Origin of the sequence: Streptomyces sp. NPDC088794 (assembly GCF_044750545.1) — a bacterium.
GTDB lineage: Bacteria > Actinomycetota > Actinomycetes > Streptomycetales > Streptomycetaceae > Streptomyces.
Genome location: NZ_JBIVKB010000001.1, coordinates 212,579 through 228,557, shown reverse-complemented (window position 1 = coordinate 228,557; position 15,979 = coordinate 212,579). Strand labels below are relative to the sequence as shown.

The window sequence follows — 15,979 nt, the reverse complement described above, 5'->3', positions numbered from 1 at the left end:
GGAACCCATGAGCGAGGCCAGTGGCGACGAGCGCGAGAACGTCAGTAGGCGCGAGCAGGACGACGAGCGCAAGAAGGACCGGGTGCATTTCGACCGGCACACCCCCGAGTACCGGCACCGGTTCGAGGAGATCACCCACGAACTGCACGGCAGGTGCCCCATCGCCTGGACCGACACCCACGGCGGCCACTGGGTCGCCAGCGGCAACCGCGAGGTCTTCGAACTGGCGCGCTCCGCCGAGTACTTGTCCAACGACCACGACGTGCAGGGCATACGGCGCGGCTACAAGGGCATCACCATCCCCTCGCCGCCCCGCGCCCGCGAAGTGCAGGGCGGATTCCTGGAGATGGACCCGCCCGAACAGCGCTACTACCGCCAGACGCTCAACCCCTACCTCTCCCCGGCGGCCGTCGCCCGCTGGATCCCCGTCGTCGACGAGGTGGTCCGCGCCTGTCTCGACGCGAAGATCGAGGAAGGCCGCATCGACTTCGTCGACGACCTCGCCAACGTGGTGCCGGCCGTGCTCACGCTGGCCATGATGGGCATCCCGCTCAAGGACTGGACCGTCTACAACGAGCCCGCCCACGCCTCGGTCTACACCCCGCCCAACTCGCCGGACATGCCCCGGGTCGCGGACCTGAGCCGCGCCATGGGCCAGGCCCTGTACCTGTCCCTCGTGGAGATCCGCGAGAACCCCAGGCCCGGCCTCATCGACGCACTGGCCCGGGCCGAGATCAACGGGAAGACCCCGTCCGACCTGGAGTTGGTCGGCGTCCTCGCCCTGCTGATCGGCGGCGGCTTCGACACGACGACGGCGCTCACCGCGCACGCCCTGGAATGGCTGTCGGACAACCCCGGTGAGCGGAACCGGCTCAGCAGCGAGCGGGACACCCTGCTGGACCCGGCCACCGAGGAGTTCCTGCGCTTCTTCACGCCGGCGCCGGGCGACGGCCGTACGTTCTCCGCCGACTGCGAGATCGCAGGGCAGGAGTTCAAGGAGGGTGAACGCCTGTGGCTGTCCTGGGCGATGGCCAACCGGGACCCCGCGGTCTTCCCCGACCCCGACCGGGTCGACCTGGAGCGCAGGGGCAACCGGCACAGCAGCTTCGGCCTCGGCATCCACCGCTGCATCGGCTCGAACGTCGCGCGCACCGTGTTCAAGCGGATGGTGACGGCCGTGCTGGACCGGATGCCCGACTTCAGCTGCGACCCGGCCGGCACCGTCCACTACGAGACCATCGGCATCATCCAGGGCATGCGTCACCTCCCGGCGACCTTCACCCCGGGCAAGCGGCTCGGTCCGCCGCTCGACGAGACGCTGGAGATCCTCCAACGCGCCTGCGACGAACAGCGCTTGGCCGAGCCGGTGACGGTACGGGCGGGACAGGCGCGGATCGTCCGCTGAACCGCAGGCCGAGAGACGCGCGCGCTGAGCCGCGGGCCGGGAGACGCGTCCGCCGAGACACAGGTCAGAGACGAAGGAGTGCAGGTGGCCGGAGCCCCGGGACGTCCCGTCCCCCTGATCACCGAACAGAACGAGTTCTTCTGGACGTCGGGGGCGGACGGACGGCTACGGATCCAGGAGTGCGCCTCGTGCGCCTCCCTGATCCATCCGCCCCAGCCCGTGTGCCGCTACTGCCGCGGCCACGACCTGGGCGTCCGGACCGTCTCCGGCCGCGCCACCCTCATCGGCTTCACCGTCAACCACCGCTTCGCCCCGCCAGGACTGCCACCGCCGTACGTCGTCGCCCAGGTCGCCCTCGAAGAGGACCCCCGGGTCCGGCTCACCACCAACGCCGTCGAGTGCGACCCCGGCCAACTCGCCCTGGGCATGCGGATGGAGGTCGTCTTCGAGCCCGTCGACGACGACGTATGGCTGCCGCTGTTCCGCCCCGCGGCCGACCAGGGCGACCCGGCGCCGCTCCCCGAGGACGGGCCGCCGCCCAGGTCCCGGCCCATGGCCACCGTCGACAAGTTCGAGGACAAGGTCGCGATCACCGGCATCGGCAGCTCACGGCTCGGCCGCCGCCTGATGGTCCAGCCGCTCTCCCTCACCGTCGAGGCCTGTGGGGCGGCGGTCGCCGACGCCGGACTCACCCTCGACGACATCGACGGCCTGTCCACCTACCCCGGAGCCGGGGCGTACGGCGGCTTCGCCGAAGGCGGCGTCACCGCGCTGGAGTCCGCCCTCGGTATCCGGCCCAGCTGGTACAACGGCGGCGGCGAGACCTTCGGCCCCGGCGGCTCGCTCATCGCCGCGATGCTGGCCGTGGCCGGCGGACTCGCCCGGCACGTGCTCTGCTTCCGCACCGTATGGGAGTCCACGTACGGCGAGTTGGTGAAGCAGGGCAGGATCCCGGCACCGAGCGGCTCCGACCCCGGCTGGCTCAAGCCCTTCGGTGCCGTCTCCGCCGCCCACACCCTCGCGCAGAACGCCCAACGCCACTTCCACCGCTACGGCACCACCCGCGAGACCCTCGGCTGGATCGCCCTCAACCAGCGCGCCAACGCGGCCCTCAACCCCACCGCGATCTACCGCGACCCGATGACCATGGACGACTACCTCCAGGCCCGCCCCATCACCACACCCTTCGGGCTCTACGACTGTGACGTCCCCTGTGACGGATCCGTCGCCGTCGTGGTCTCAGCCGTCGACACCGCCCGCGACCTGGCCCGACCCCCCGTTCTCGTCGAGGCCGTCGGCACGCAGATCACCGAGCGCCTCGAATGGGACCAGAGCACCCTCACCCACGAACCCCAGGTCATCGGCCAGTCCGCGCATCTGTGGACCCGCACCTCGCTGCGCCCCGCCGACGTCGACGTGGCCCAGCTCTACGACGGCTTCACCTTCAACTGCCTCTCCTGGATAGAGGCGTTGGGCTTCTGCGGGATCGGCGAGGCGAAGGACTTCCTGGACGGAGGAAAGAACATCGCACGGGACGGCGTACTGCCCCTCAACACCCACGGCGGCCAGCTCTCGCACGGACGCACCCACGGCATGGGCCTCGTCCACGAGGCGATCGTCCAACTGCGAGGAGCGGCCGGAGTCCGCCAGGTCCCGGACGCCCGGGTCGCCGTCGTCAGTTCGGGCGGCCTCACGCCCAGCGGGGTCATCCTCCTCAGGACGGACACGTGACACGGCCGACGGCGGCGGACGGCGACCCGCCCGTCGTGCCCGGAGTCGTCGACATCGACGGCATCTCCCTCTCGTACCGGGCGAGTTGGGTCTCCGAGCCACGTGCCGTCGTCCTCGCGCTGCACGGCGGCGGGACCAGATCGACGTACTTCGACTGCCCGGGACACGCGCGGCTCTCGCTGCTGCGCACCGGCGCCGCGCTCGGCTTCTCCGTCCTCGCCCTCGACCGCCCGGGCTACGGCGCCTCGCTGCCCGACGCGCGGCAACTCACCGACCCCGCACGCCGGGTGGACCTCGCCTTCGGCGTCCTGGACCGGCTGCTGTCCACGCGCCCGCGCGGTTCCGGTGTCTTCGTCCTGGCCCACTCCGCGGGCAGCGAACTCGCCGTACGGATGGCCGCCGACGCGCGGGGCCGTGAACTCCTCGGTCTGGAGCTGGCCGGCACCGGCCGGCACCACCACCCCCGCTCCACCGGCTTCCTGGAGCTGAACGACGAGGAACTGCGTCCCGCCGGGCGGGCCCGGTCGCTCCTGTGGAAGGTGCTGTGGGGCCCCAACCACCTCTACCCGCCGGACGTGTTGGGCGGCGCGAGCATCGCCGCCGCCTCTCCGGAGTACGAGTCGGCGGCGCGCGGCTGGCGTCATGAGTTCCCCGAACTGGCCGCTCGTGTAAGGGTTCCCGTGCAGTTCAGCCTGGGCGACCACGAGGAGGTGTGGAGCTCCGGGCCCGAGGTGCTGGCCGACATCGCCGCCCTCTTCACCGCCGCACCCCGGGTCCGGACGAACGAACAGCCGGACAGCGGCCACAACTTGAGCCTCGGCCACTCGGCCCGCGCCTACCACCTGAAGGTGCTGTCGTTCGCCGAGGAGTGCGCCGTGGCCCACGAGAGCGACATCGCCGCGCACTCACGGCAGGGGAGGGCCGGATGAGCCACGCCGACACGACCGCGCTGCTGCTGATCCGCCTGGTCCTGGGCGCCGTCATGATCGCGCACGGCCTCAACCACTGGCGCGGCGGCGGCCGCATCGAGGGCACCGCCCGCTGGTTCACCGGCCTCGGCCTGCGCCACGGCACGCTCCAGGCGTGGGCGAGCGTGCTCACCGAAGTCGGCGCGGGGGTCCTGCTGTTGGCGGGCCTGGTCACCCCGTTGGCCTGCGCGGCCGTCATCTCCGTGATGCTGGTCGCCGGCCTCCTCGCCCACCGGCCCAACGGCTTCTTCGTCTTCAAGGAGGGCTACGAGTACGTCCTCACCCTCGCCGTCCTGTCCCTCGCCCTCGCGGTGCTGGGGCCGGGGGACGTCTCGGTGGACGAGGCGGCCGGCATCGCGGTGACCGGCTGGGCGGGCGGCGCCATCGCGCTGGGCGCGGCCGTGGCGGCGACCACCGGCCTGCTCGGCACGTGCTGGCGTCCGAACCCGCCGGCACCGGAGCCGACCCCCACCCCCGCACCCCATGAACAGGAGACCCGCTGATGCGCGTCGGATTCATCGGCCTGGGCAGCCAGGGCGGCCCCATGGCCCGCCGTATCGTCGACGCGGGCTACGAGACCGCCCTGTGGGCCCGCCGCCCCGCCACCCTGGTCCCCTTCGCCGACACCCGCGCCCAACGCGCCTCGTCCCCGGCGGAGTTGGCGGCCGGCAGCGACCTGGTCTGCGTCTGTGTCGTGGACGACGCCGACGTGGAGGAGATCCTCACCGGCGAGCACGGAGTTCTCGCCGGTCTGCGCAAGGGCGGGGTGGTCGCCGTGCACAGCACCGTCCACCCGGACACCTGCCGGCGCCTCGCCGACCGGGCCAGGACCCACGGCGTCACACTGATCGACGCTCCCGTCAGCGGGGGCGGCCCTGCGGCGGCCGAGGGACGGCTGGTGGTGATGGCCGGGGGAGAGCCCGGCACGGTCGCCTACTGCCGTCCCGTGTTCGAGACCTACGCCGATCCCGTCGTCCACATGGGCCCGCTCGGCACCGGCCAGCTCGCCAAGCTCCTGAACAACGTGCTGTTCACGGCCAACCTGGCCACGGCCGCCGACACCCTCGCCCTCGGCCGGGACCTGGCCGTGGACGCCGGCGCGCTCGCCCAGGTCGTCGCGCACGGCAGCGGCGCCAGCTTCGCCCTCACCAGGATCGCGTCGGCCGGCGGCACCCTGGACCGCATCGCCGCCCACGCCGGACCCCTGCTCCGCAAGGACGTCCGGCTGGTGACCGACGTGGCCGAGGCGGCGGGGGCCCGGCCGGACGTCGTCACCGCGGCCGCGAACGCGGCCCTGGATCTGATGAACCAGGGCCGCTCGACGGTCAGTTGAGGGTGTCGGGGTCCGGACCCGTGCGCAGCCCGCGGTCCAGCTCCGCGATCGCGGCCATCTCCTCGTCGGCGAGCACGAAGTCGAAGACGTCGATGTTCTCGCGGATACGGGCGGGCGTCACCGACTTCGGGATCACCACGTTGCCCAGCTGAAGGTGCCAGCGCAGCACCACCTGGGCCGGCGACCTGCCGTGCCGCCCGGCGATCTCTGTCAGCGCGGACTCACCCAGCACCGCGCCCTGGGCCAGCGGGCTCCAGGCCTCGGTGACGATCCCGAACTCGGCGTGCAGCGCCCGCAGTTCGCTCTGCTGAAGGCCGGGGTGCAGCTCGATCTGGTTGACCGCGGGCACCAGCGACGAGTTGTCCACCAGCCGACGCAGGTGCGCGGGCTGGAAGTTGGAGACACCGGCGGCACGGATCCGGCCGTCGGCGGCCAGCTTCTCGATGGCGCTCCACGAGTCGAGGTACAGGTCCCGGGCCGGCGTCGGCCAGTGGATCAGGTACAGGTCGACGTACTCCAGGCCCAGCTTCGCGAGGCTCGCGTCGAACGCGCGGAGCGTGGCGTCGTAACCCTGGTCCGCGTTCCACAGCTTGGTGGTCACGAAGAGGTCGTCGCGGGCGAGGTCCGAGGCGGCGAGGGCGGCGCCGACGCCGGCCTCGTTGCCGTAGATCGCGGCGGTGTCGATGCTGCGGTAGCCCGCCTGAAGGGCGTTGGTGACGGCGGCGGTGGTCTCGGCGTCGGGGACCTGGAAGACGCCGAAGCCGAGCTGGGGGATCTCGACGCCGTTGTTGAGGGTGACGGTGGGGGTCATGTGCGCTGTTCCTTTGCGGTGTTGGCGGTGCGGGGTCGGCCGGTTCGGTGCCGGTCGGTTCGGTCGGTTCAGTGCCGGGCGGCGACGGGCACGCCGTCGGCCGGGGCGGACGCGGCCACGACATGGCCGGTGGCGGTGCGGGTACGGCGGTCCAGGGCCGCGGCGAGGAAGGACAGCAGCAGCGCGGAGCCGGACAGCAGGGCGCCGATCCAGTTCGGCGACGTGTAGCCGAGCCCGGCGGAGATGACGACACCGCCCAGCCAGGCGGCCAGTGCGTTGCCGAGGTTGAAGGCGCCGATGTTGACGGCCGAGGCGAGGGTCGGGGCGGCGGACGCCTGGTCGAGTACCCACTTCTGCAGCGGGGGAACGGTGGCGAAGCCGAGGGCACCGATCAGCGTGAGCGTGATCGCGGCGAGGGCCTTGTTGTGCGCGGTGGCCGTGAAGAGCAGCAGTGTCGCGGTCAGCGCGGCGAGCGCGGTGAACAGCATCGGCATCAGCGCGCGGTCCGCGAACCGGCCGCCCAGCAGGTTGCCCAGGAACATGCCGACCCCGAACAGCACCAGGAGCCACGTCACCGCGCCGGCCGAGTAGCCGGCCACCTCGGTCATCATCGGCGTGATGTAGGTGATCGCGGCGAAGACTCCGCCGTAGCCGAGGACGGTCATCGCCAGCGCGAGCCAGACCTGGACGTTGCGGAAGGCGGCGAACTCGGCGCGTACGTCAGGGGACTTGGGCTGGCCCGCGTCGGGCACGAGCTTCGCCAGACCGAGCAGCCCGACGATGCCGAGCGAGGCGACGAGGACGAACGTGACGCGCCAGCCGGCGGCCTGACCGATGTAGGTGCCCAGCGGGACACCGACGATGTTCGCGACCGTGAGGCCCATGAACATCAGGGAGATCGCGGAGGCCTTCTTCTCCGGGGCGACCAGGTCGGCGGCGACCACGGAGCCGATGCCGAAGAACGCGCCGTGCGCCAGGGAGGCGATCACGCGGCCGATCAGCATCACGCCGAAGCTGGGGGCGAACGCGGACAGCGCGTTGCCGACCACGAAGAGCCCCATGAGGAACATGAGCATCTTCTTGCGGGAGACCTTGGTGCCCAGGACGGTCAGCAGGGGTGCGCCGGCGACGACACCGAGGGCATAGCCGGAGACCAGCCAGCCGGCGGTCGGGATGGAGACCCCGAAGTCACCCGCGACCTCGGGCAGCACGCCCATGATCACGAATTCCGTCGTGCCGATCCCGAAGGCCCCGATGGCGAGGGCCAGAAGGGCGAGAGGCATGGGAGGTACCTTCCAGGCGATTGCGTGTGTCGCTTACGAGCGTCGACAATAATTGCAGACGCGGGATAAATGCAAGTGCAGGGAAGGTCGAGGGCGGGTAGAGCGCGTCTGCAAGCATGTGGTCAAGCGAGAGCCCCCGCGGCGAAAGCACCTCGGGGGCTCGGCGTCAGAGGAGGAGGCGGGGTCAGGGGTCAGGCGGCCACGCGGAGCGTCTCGACCGCCTTGACCAGCGGGGCGAGCTCGGGATTCGCCGCGGCCGAGTCGAGGGCCTCGCGCAGGGCGGCCTCGTTGGTCGGGCGGGCCGCCTCCAGCAGTGTGAAGCCGGACTCGGTGACGTTCGTATAGATGCCACGGCGGTCGGTGGGGCACAGGTAGCGGGTCAGCAGACCGCGGTCCTCCAGGCGCGTGACCAGCCGGGTAGTGGCGCTCTGGCTGAGTACGACCGCGTCGGCGACCTGCTTCATCTGCAGATGCCCGCCGTCGCCGTCGTGCTGCCGGCTCAGGACGTCCAGCAGCGAGTACTCGCGCACGCTCAGGTCGTGCGCCGCCTGTAGGGCGCGCTCGATGTGGGCCTCGATCCTGCCGTGCAGTAGCGAGAGGGCGCACCAGCCCTGGGCGAGGGCGGTGAGTGCCGGGTCCGTCGCGGTCATGGCCTGGGTCCTCCGTCGCGTGATGACTGGGATCCAGGATAGGGGATCGGTGAAATTACCGGCGGAAGCATGTAGCGCGCGTATGCAACGAGTGACCGCCGGTGCGGGTCCGTGCTCGTCGGTACGGCTGATATACACGTCGGGTGACGGACGACTCCCGTGGATTCCAGGCAGGACAGACAGGCCTCGTGGCGCTGATCCCGGAGGCCGAGCCGGTGGTCGGAACGTGGCGCGAGCGCCTCGATCCCGCCGCGCGCGCGGGCGTCCCGGCCCATGTCACCGTCCTCTTCCCGTTCCTGCACGCGGACGTCATCGACGTCGGCACCCGTGCCGCCCTCGGCGAACTGGCCGCCCGGCAACCGGCCTTCGACCTCCGCTTCGAGCGCTGCGGCCGCTTCCCCGGCGTCCTGTACCTCGCTCCGGACCCGGACACCCCCTTCCGCCGCCTCACCGAGGCCGTCGTCGGACGCTGGCCGGAAGCCCCGCCGTACGGCGGCAAGTACGAACCCGTGCCCCATCTGACCGTCGGCCAGGTCAAGGACGAAAAAGCCCTGGACGAGGCGGAGGCGGACATCGGTCCCAACCTCCCTGTCTCGGCTCATGTGTCGGCGGTCGACCTGGTGGTGTTCAGCGGCACGGAGTGGCGCCTTGAGGCGTCGTTCCCCCTAGGACGGACCGGCGTGGCGAGGCAGGCGCGCGACCTCGGTTGACCGTTACGGCCGCGCCAAGTGCCGCATCGCCAGCGCCAGTTGGAGCCTGAGCCGGCCCTGCGGTGTACGTACCGGCCAGCCCAGCAGATGCTCCGCCTGGGTCAACCGGTCCTGGAGCGTGGAGTGGTGGACGTTGATCTCGGCGGCGGCCGCCCGCTGACTCGCCGTCGCGGCCACGGCGTTGAGCGTGGCCAGCAGCCCGGGCACGGCAGCGGCGGCCGCCTCGATGGCGTGCACGTCGGCCGGTGGCTCGGCGCCCGGTGCGATCAGCCCGGCGAGCAGGGCGATGCCGCCCAGCTCGTCGGCGTACACCACGCGCGGGCCGGGGTCCTGCGCGGTGCCGTCGGCCGTGAACCGCAGGGCCGTGCGGGCCTCGGCCCAGGAGTGCGGCAGGTCGAGCACGGGGACGGCGGGGCCGACGCCGACGCGGCCTGCCGGGAGGTCCGCGCCGGCGATCAGCAGGCGGGGTCTGCCGTCGGCCGGGGCGAGGGCGCGTACGCGGAGGGCCGGGTCGGCGGGGTCGACGCCGACGAGACGGGCCGCGTGCAGCCGGGCGTCCTGCGGGACCGTCGCGTCCAGCAGCGTCTCCACCAGGGCCGGGTCGTCGGCGAGCGAGGCGGGGGCGCGGCCCCGGGTGCGGTCCAGGACGAGCCGGACGGCGCCCGCGGCCCGCTCCACGATCACCGCGTCGACGACACTGGGCTGCCCGGCCGGACGCTCCAGCCACAGGGCCGGGGCACCGCCCGGTTCCAGCGCGGCGGACGGCCAGGCGGGGTCCGGCGGGGTGTCGACGTCCTTGCGGGTGCCGTCGGGCTCGACCCGGACCCGTACGCGCCGACTTCCGTCGACGAGCCGCGCCGGGCAGCCGGCCAGCACGGCGGCGCCCCGTACCAGGGTCTCCAGACCGGCCCTGGCCTCGGCCAGGTGATCGAAGTAGGAGATGACCTGCACCGCGGCTCCGGCGTCCGGATCCAGCGCGGTCAGTCGTCCGGCCAGCTCTTTCATACGTTCATGGTCCTCCATGGCGCCGATGCGGGGGAGTCCGCGGCGGTGCGGGATGTCGGGTCCTCGCCCGGGGAGTGGGATGTCGGCGCTTCGTCCGCGGTGGGGGAGGTCGGCGCCTCACCCCACCCGCCGGATCCCCTCACTCGCCGATGAGCCGCCGCAGCCAGTTCAGCCGTGCCGCCCCGGTCGCGCGGGACACCGCCGCCTGCGGCACGAAGCCGTCGTAGCCGTGGAAGCCGCCCGGCCATACGTGCAGCTCGGCCACTCCGCCGGACTGCCAGATCCGGGTGGCGTAGGCGACCGCCTCGTCGCGGAAGGTCTCCGCCGAGCCGACGTCGATGAAGGTGGGCGGCAGGTCGGTGACGTCGTCGGCGCGGGCGGGGGAGGCGTAGGGGGACACGTCGGGGCCGCCGCGCCGGTCGCCGAGCAGTGCCGTCCAGCCGGTCTCGTTGGCCGTGCGGTCCCAGACACCGAGGCCCGCCATCTGGTGGGAGGAGACGGTGTCGTTGCGGTCGTCGAGCATCGGGCACATCAGCACCTGGCCGATCGGCCGCGGACCCTTGCGGTCCCGGGTGAGCAGGCCCAGTGCCGCGGTCAGTCCGCCGCCCGCGCTGGCGCCCGCGATCACGATCCGGTCCGCGTCGGCACCGAGTTCGGCCGCGTGTTCCGCCGTCCAGACCAGCCCGGCGTAGACGTCCTCGATCGGCGCCGGATGCGGATGCTCCGGTGCCAGCCGGTACTCCACGGAGACGACGACCGCGTCCAGTTCCTTCGCCCAGTCGAGGGCCGCGGTCACGCCGATCCGGTTGTCGCCGATGACCATGCCGCCGCCGTGCACGTGGTAGAAGACGGGCCGCGGGCCGACGGTCGCGGGGGCGGCGGGACGGCAGATGAGCAGCGAGATGTCCGGCTCGCCGTCGGGACCCGGCACCGTACGGTCCTCGACCTCGAAGAACCGGTCGAGGGTCAGGTCGAGCTCGCCCAGGAAGTCGACCCCCATTCCCTCGCGCATCGTGGCGATGTCGTCCAGCGTGAGGCCGGGCGAGATCACATCCCCGACCAGCTCCAGCGCGGCGGCGAGCTCGGGGTCGAACGGGGGCGGAACCTGGGTCATGACGTCTCCTCACGCGGGGCGCGGCGGCTCTCGACTGCCATGGTCCGCGCGACGGCGCCGCCGGGCCCGCCGCCGTCCGGCGGAAGGTGCCCGCCGAATGGCGGGTGGACTCCCGAAACCGCCTCATTGCCCGTTGTTCACCTGTCCGTGGTGGAAGGGATCACACGTTCCGACAACGCTGACCGGACCCCCCACCGCACCAGGAGTCCCACCTGTGAACGTCTCCCTCACCGTCTGGCTGCTGACCGTACTGGCCCTGTGCCTGCTCGTCGCCGTCGACTTCTTCATCGGCCGCAAACCCCACGACGTGTCGGTCAGGGAAGCGGGGGTGTGGACGATCGTGTGGGTCGTCCTGGCCTGTCTCTTCGGGGTGGGCCTTCTCGTCTTCGGCGGGGCGGGGCCCACGGGCGAGTTCTTCGCCGGGTACGTCACCGAGAAGTCGCTCAGTGTCGACAACCTCTTCGTCTTCGTCCTGATCATGGCGAAGTTCGCGGTGCCCTCGCAGTACCAGCAGCGGGTGCTGATGGTCGGCGTCCTCGTGGCCCTGGTGCTGCGCGCCGGCTTCATCGCGGCCGGTGCGGCGATCATCTCCACCTTCTCCTGGGTGTTCTACCTCTTCGGCGCCTTCCTGATCTGGACCGCCTGGAAGCTCATCCAGGACGCGCGCAAGGAAGGGCACGAGGAGGACTACGAGGAGAGCAAGCTGCTGAAGGCGGTGGAGAAGCGGTTCGGCGTCGCCGACCGATACCACGGCACCAAGCTCTGGGTCGAGCAGAACGGCAAGCGGGTCATGACCCCGATGCTGGTCGTGATGCTCGCGATCGGCTCCACGGACGTGCTGTTCGCGCTCGACTCCATCCCGGCCATCTACGGACTGACCCAGGACCCGTACATCGTGTTCACTGCCAACGCCTTCGCGCTGATGGGCCTGCGGCAGCTGTACTTCCTCATCGGCGGACTGCTCAAGAAGCTGGTGCACCTCAGCTACGGCCTGTCGATCATCCTGGGCTTCATCGGCGTCAAGCTGGTGCTGCACGCACTGCACGAGTCCGGCGTGCACGTCCCGGAGATCTCCATCCCCTTCTCGCTGGGCTTCATCGTGCTGGTCCTGGCGGTCACGACGTTCACCAGCCTGCGGGCGTCGAAGAAGCAGGAAGAGCGTGAGGCGGCGCGCCCCCCGGCGTGAAGCGGCGCGTCCTTGACTTCGAGAGTGCTCGAAGATCTAACGTCGCCGGGGTCGGCACGGATCGGCACGGGCCGGGGTGAACGGAGACGGACATGCGTCTGGGTGTGCACATCAACCGGTTCGACCACAGCGGGGGAGGCCCCGCGCTCGGGGCCGAGCTCGCCGCGGCCGGCCGCGCGGCCGAGGTGGCCGGGGTCAGCTGGCTGTCGGTCATGGACCACTACTTCCAGATGGAGTTCAACGGCGGGGCCGAGGCGCCGATGCTGGAGGCCTACACGACCCTCGGCTACCTCGCGGGCCAGACCTCCACGGTGCAGCTGGGCGCGCTGGTCACCGGCGTGACGTACCGCCACCCCGGGCTGCTCGCCAAGATCGCCACCTCCCTCGACGTCCTGTCCGGCGGCCGGGCCACCCTCGGTATCGGCGCGGCCTGGTACGGCCGCGAGCACGAGGGGCTCGGCGTGGCCTTCCCACCGCTCGCGGAGCGCTTCGAGCGCCTGGAGGAGGCCCTGCGCGTCTGCCTCCAGATGTGGGACCCGGACGACAACGGCCCGTTCGAGGGCAAGCACTACCGGCTGGCCGAGACCCTGTGCGTACCCGCCCCGGTCAGCGCTCCCCGCCCCGAGATCATGATCGGTGGTGGCGGCGAGAAGAAGACGCTGCGCCTGGTCGCCCGCTACGGCGACGCCTGCAACCTCTTCACGACCTCCCCGGACGAGGTCCGCCACAAGCTCGACGTGCTGCGCGCCCACTGCGACACCGAGGGACGCGACTACGACACGATCCGCAAGACCGTCGCCTACAGCGGAGAGGCGGTCAACGAGGGCGACCTCGACGCGGCCACGCGGGACATCGAGGGCTACACCGGGCTCGGCATCGACACGGTCATCCTCTCGCCGCGCCTCGGTGAGACCTCCGGCTGGATGGAGAGCTTCGTGGCACCGGCCGTTCAGCGGCTGGCCGGGCTCGACTGAGCGGTGGCGGGGCGGCTGCGCGAGACGATCCGCACACCGCGGTCGTCGACGCTCCTGACCTGGAGCGAACCGCAGCCGCAGCGCGTCCAGAGGGTGAGGCCGCCGGCGGTGGCGTGCCGGGACAGCACCCGGAAGGGTTCGGCGGCGTCGGGCCATCCGCAGTGCGGGCAGGCGGCGCCGGTCGGGCCGGGCATGGGAACTCCTCGTATCTCGTGGCTGGTTGACCGTCGCGAAACACCCAGCGTGCGGCCCGACCTTCGTACACGTCCAGGTTGACTTTCCGGACCCGACCTTGAAGCGTGGGCTTCATGATTGATCTGCGCCGGCTCCACGTCCTGCGCGCGGTCGCGCACTACGGCACGGTCACCGCGGCCGCCCGCGCCCTGCACTTCACCCCCTCCGCCGCCTCCCAGCAGATCCGCGGGCTCGCCCGCGACCTCGGCGTCGACCTGCTGGAGCCGCAGGGCCGCGGGGTACGCCTCACCCCGGCCGCCGAGAGTCTGCTCGCGCACGCCGACGCCATCGAGGCGCGCTGGGAAGAGGCCGAGCTGGATCTCCGCGCCGAACACAGCGCCCCCGGCGGCCCGTTGCGGGTCAGCGGCTTCCCGACGGCCGTGTCGGTGCTGCTCGCCCCGATGGCGGCCCGACTGCGGGAGCGGCATCCGCGGCTGTCGGTGCGCATCCGGGAGGCGGGCGTGCCGGACAGCTTCGACCAGCTCTTCGAGGGCGAGGCCGATCTGGCGGTCGTGGAGGCCACGCCGTACAACCCGCCGTTGAGCGACGCCCGCTTCGACCAACAGCCTTTGCTGGACGACCCGTTCGACCTCGTCGTACCCGAGGACCACCCGCTGGCGGGGCGTGAGCGCGTCGACCTCTCCGACGCGGCCCACGAGGACTGGATCGCCCCGATGCCCGACAGCCCGTGCAGCCCGCACGTGCTGTCGGCGTGCGGTGAGGCCGGGTTCAGCCCAGGCGTCGTCCACTACACGGTGGAGTGGAACGTCACCGCCCACCTGGTCGCCCACCGGCTCGGTGTGGCCCTGATCCCGAGGCTCTCCCAGCTCACCCCGCACCTGCCGATCACCCGCGTCCGCTGCACGGGCAACCCGCACCGCAAGCTCCTCACCTCCACCCGCACGGGCGGCCGGGAGCGTCCCGCGGTCGCCGCCGCGCTGCGCGAACTGCGGGAGCTGGCGCGGACGGCGGTGGCCTGAGGCCCCAGCGGCCGGGCCGACCCGAACCACAGCCCTCGGCCGCGATGAGTTCCGGCGCCTTCGCGAGTCTGTTCCGGTGTGCGTCGTAGCGCGTCGTACGACGACGCCCGGCATCGGACACCACGGAGGACACCATGACGACCACACCCGGCAACGCGAGCGGCGACCTTCCCGGCAAACCGCCGGTCGTCGATCTGGCCACCTGGCAGGCGGCGCGCGAGGAGCTGCTGGTCCGGGAGAAGGCGCACACCCACGAGGGCGACGCGATCGCCGCGGCCCGGCGGCGGTTGCCGATGGTCGAGTTCGACGGCAGGGTCGAGGTCACCGGCGCCGACGGACCGGTCCCGTTCCTGGACCTCTTCCAGGGCCGCGACGAGCTCGTCGTCTACAAGCACATGTGGTACGACGGCGCCCCCCACCAGGGGCAGTGCGAGGGCTGCACCACCACGGCCTGGCACCTCCAGGACGCCGTCTATCTCCACGCCCGCGGCGTCTCGTTCGCCGTGCTGGCCACGGGCCCGTGGGACGAGATCGCGTCGTACGTCGAGTTCATGGGCTACACCCAGCCCTGGTACTCGGTGCGCGGTGTGGACGGGCCGGCCGGCGGTCACATGGGCTACCTCGCCAGCTACCTGCGCGACGGCGACCGCGTGTTCCTCACCTACTCCACGACGGGTCGCGGCAACGAGCGGGTCAACGGATCCCTCGGCCTGCTCGACATGACTCCCTACGGCCGAGGCGAGACGTGGGAGGACAACCCCGAGGGCTGGCCCAAGGGTGCGCACGCGTGCTGGTCCTGGCGCACGGACGCGGACGGGAACGCCACCTGGGGCGGCACCAGCCGACCGGTGCCGCAGTGGACCCGTCCCGGCGCGGGCCCTGTGGAGACCCTGGGCCGCAAGGGCCCGCACCACTGAAAAGGGGCCGGAGCTCAGAGCTCCGGCCCCTTCGGGTGACTAGTGCGCCGATCAGGCGGCGACGGTCTCGCCCGCGTGCCCGTGCAGACGGGTGAGCACCTCGGTCACCTGCGCGGCGACCTCGGCGTCGTCGGCCGGGTGGGTCTCGGCGAAGCGGACCACGGAACCGGGGATGGAGAGCTTGAGGTCCTCGATCACCTTGCCGCCGGCGATGCCGACGGCCTTGCGGGCCTCGTCCTGCGCCCACACGCCGCCGAACTGGCCGTAGGCGGTGCCGACCACGGCGACGGGCTTGCCGCCGAAGCCGCTGGCGCCGTACGGGCGGGACAGCCAGTCGATGGCGTTCTTCAGGACGGCCGGGATGGTGCCGTTGTACTCGGGGGAGAAGAGCAGGAAGGCGTCGGCGGCCTGGGCGGCGGCGCGCAGCTTGGCGGCGGCGGGCGGCACGTCGCCCTCGACGTCGATGTCCTCGTTGTAGAAGGGGATCTCGGCCAGGCCCTCGAACAGCTCGATGTCCGCGCCCTCCGGGGCCAGCTTCACAGCGGCCTCGGCGAGCTGGCGGTTGTGCGAACCGGCGCGAAGGCTGCCGACGAGCGCGAGGATGCGAACAGACATGGGGGACTCCAGAGGGGGTGCTGAAACATTGCCGTTACGATCCGGACCGAGGTCCGTTTCAAG

The 15,979-nt window shown here is 71.8% G+C and carries 17 protein-coding genes; 10 read left to right on the top strand and 7 right to left on the bottom strand.

Features of this window, described 5'->3' with window-relative positions; all coding sequences use genetic code 11:
* Positions 1 to 7: 7 nt before the first annotated feature.
* The 5 genes from ACIP6U_RS01085 to ACIP6U_RS01065 all read left to right on the top strand — a co-directional run bounded on the left by ACIP6U_RS01085 (position 8) and on the right by ACIP6U_RS01065 (position 5,437).
* A complete protein-coding gene (locus ACIP6U_RS01085) occupies positions 8 to 1,405 on the top strand; it encodes a cytochrome P450 (RefSeq protein ID WP_401711045.1) in 1,398 nt (465 codons plus the stop codon).
* An 84-nt stretch (positions 1,406 to 1,489) separates the two neighbouring features.
* On the top strand, positions 1,490 to 3,136 hold the full coding sequence (locus ACIP6U_RS01080; RefSeq protein ID WP_401711042.1) for a thiolase C-terminal domain-containing protein: 1,647 nt from the start codon (positions 1,490 to 1,492) through the stop codon (positions 3,134 to 3,136).
* Positions 3,133 to 4,065, top strand: coding sequence for an alpha/beta hydrolase (locus ACIP6U_RS01075; RefSeq protein WP_401711039.1), 933 nt, complete (start codon positions 3,133 to 3,135; stop codon positions 4,063 to 4,065). Before ACIP6U_RS01080 ends, ACIP6U_RS01075 begins: the two co-directional genes overlap by 4 nt.
* Positions 4,062 to 4,607 carry a DoxX family protein gene (locus ACIP6U_RS01070; RefSeq protein ID WP_401711036.1) on the top strand — a complete coding sequence of 182 codons (546 nt, stop codon included), beginning with the start codon at positions 4,062 to 4,064 and terminating at the stop codon, positions 4,605 to 4,607. Before ACIP6U_RS01075 ends, ACIP6U_RS01070 begins: the two co-directional genes overlap by 4 nt.
* The gene (locus ACIP6U_RS01065) at positions 4,607 to 5,437 is read left to right on the top strand and encodes an NAD(P)-dependent oxidoreductase (RefSeq protein ID WP_401711034.1); all 831 of its coding nucleotides are present in this window, start codon (positions 4,607 to 4,609) and stop codon (positions 5,435 to 5,437) included. Before ACIP6U_RS01070 ends, ACIP6U_RS01065 begins: the two co-directional genes overlap by 1 nt.
* Here ACIP6U_RS01065 and ACIP6U_RS01060 read toward each other — a convergent pair.
* The 3 genes from ACIP6U_RS01060 to ACIP6U_RS01050 form a co-directional block, all read right to left on the bottom strand.
* Entirely contained in the window at positions 5,430 to 6,248 is an 819-nt protein-coding gene (locus ACIP6U_RS01060) for an aldo/keto reductase (RefSeq protein ID WP_401711031.1), read from the bottom strand. The genes ACIP6U_RS01065 and ACIP6U_RS01060 overlap by 8 nt on opposite strands.
* 68 nt (positions 6,249 to 6,316) lie before the next feature.
* Positions 6,317 to 7,531: an MFS transporter gene (locus tag ACIP6U_RS01055; protein ID WP_401711028.1), complete on the bottom strand. Its 1,215-nt coding sequence runs from the start codon at positions 7,529 to 7,531 to the stop codon at positions 6,317 to 6,319.
* A 191-nt stretch (positions 7,532 to 7,722) separates the two neighbouring features.
* Entirely contained in the window at positions 7,723 to 8,181 is a 459-nt protein-coding gene (locus ACIP6U_RS01050) for a MarR family winged helix-turn-helix transcriptional regulator (protein ID WP_401711025.1), read from the bottom strand.
* Between the two features lie 143 nt (positions 8,182 to 8,324).
* Between ACIP6U_RS01050 and ACIP6U_RS01045 the strand changes: the two genes are divergently transcribed.
* Positions 8,325 to 8,891 carry a 2'-5' RNA ligase family protein gene (locus ACIP6U_RS01045; RefSeq protein ID WP_401711022.1) on the top strand — a complete coding sequence of 189 codons (567 nt, stop codon included), beginning with the start codon at positions 8,325 to 8,327 and terminating at the stop codon, positions 8,889 to 8,891.
* Positions 8,892 to 8,894: 3 nt separating this feature from the next.
* Here ACIP6U_RS01045 and ACIP6U_RS01040 read toward each other — a convergent pair whose 3' ends face one another.
* Together ACIP6U_RS01040 and ACIP6U_RS01035 are read right to left on the bottom strand one after the other, a co-directional pair.
* Positions 8,895 to 9,896, bottom strand: a complete 1,002-nt coding sequence (locus ACIP6U_RS01040; RefSeq protein WP_401711019.1) for a helix-turn-helix domain-containing protein — start codon at positions 9,894 to 9,896, stop codon at positions 8,895 to 8,897.
* Between the two features lie 139 nt (positions 9,897 to 10,035).
* Complete coding sequence (locus ACIP6U_RS01035) at positions 10,036 to 11,010, bottom strand: alpha/beta hydrolase (protein WP_401711016.1); 975 nt, start codon at positions 11,008 to 11,010, stop codon at positions 10,036 to 10,038.
* Between the two features lie 214 nt (positions 11,011 to 11,224).
* Here ACIP6U_RS01035 and ACIP6U_RS01030 point away from each other — a divergent pair, with 214 nt between their 5' ends.
* The gene (locus ACIP6U_RS01030; RefSeq protein WP_401711013.1) at positions 11,225 to 12,196 is read left to right on the top strand and encodes a TerC family protein; all 972 of its coding nucleotides are present in this window, start codon (positions 11,225 to 11,227) and stop codon (positions 12,194 to 12,196) included.
* A 92-nt stretch (positions 12,197 to 12,288) separates the two neighbouring features.
* Positions 12,289 to 13,170, top strand: a complete 882-nt coding sequence (locus tag ACIP6U_RS01025; protein WP_401711010.1) for an LLM class F420-dependent oxidoreductase — start codon at positions 12,289 to 12,291, stop codon at positions 13,168 to 13,170.
* On the opposite strand, the gene ACIP6U_RS01020 is transcribed toward ACIP6U_RS01025, so the two are convergent.
* On the bottom strand, positions 13,146 to 13,364 hold the full coding sequence (locus tag ACIP6U_RS01020) for a hypothetical protein (protein ID WP_401711007.1): 219 nt from the start codon (positions 13,362 to 13,364) through the stop codon (positions 13,146 to 13,148). The two genes, ACIP6U_RS01025 and ACIP6U_RS01020, sit on opposite strands and share 25 nt — an antisense overlap.
* Before the next feature lie 114 nt (positions 13,365 to 13,478).
* Here ACIP6U_RS01020 and ACIP6U_RS01015 point away from each other — a divergent pair, with 114 nt between their 5' ends.
* Positions 13,479 to 14,384 carry a LysR family transcriptional regulator gene (locus tag ACIP6U_RS01015; RefSeq protein ID WP_401711005.1) on the top strand — a complete coding sequence of 302 codons (906 nt, stop codon included), beginning with the start codon at positions 13,479 to 13,481 and terminating at the stop codon, positions 14,382 to 14,384.
* A gap of 134 nt (positions 14,385 to 14,518) precedes the next feature.
* Positions 14,519 to 15,301 (top strand): DUF899 domain-containing protein, encoded by a 783-nt coding sequence (locus ACIP6U_RS01010; RefSeq protein ID WP_401711002.1) that lies wholly within the window; start codon positions 14,519 to 14,521, stop codon positions 15,299 to 15,301.
* 51 nt (positions 15,302 to 15,352) lie between these two features.
* On the opposite strand, the gene ACIP6U_RS01005 is transcribed toward ACIP6U_RS01010, so the two are convergent.
* Positions 15,353 to 15,916, bottom strand: a complete 564-nt coding sequence (locus ACIP6U_RS01005) for an NADPH-dependent FMN reductase (protein WP_123996413.1) — start codon at positions 15,914 to 15,916, stop codon at positions 15,353 to 15,355.
* Positions 15,917 to 15,979: the final 63 nt, after the last annotated feature.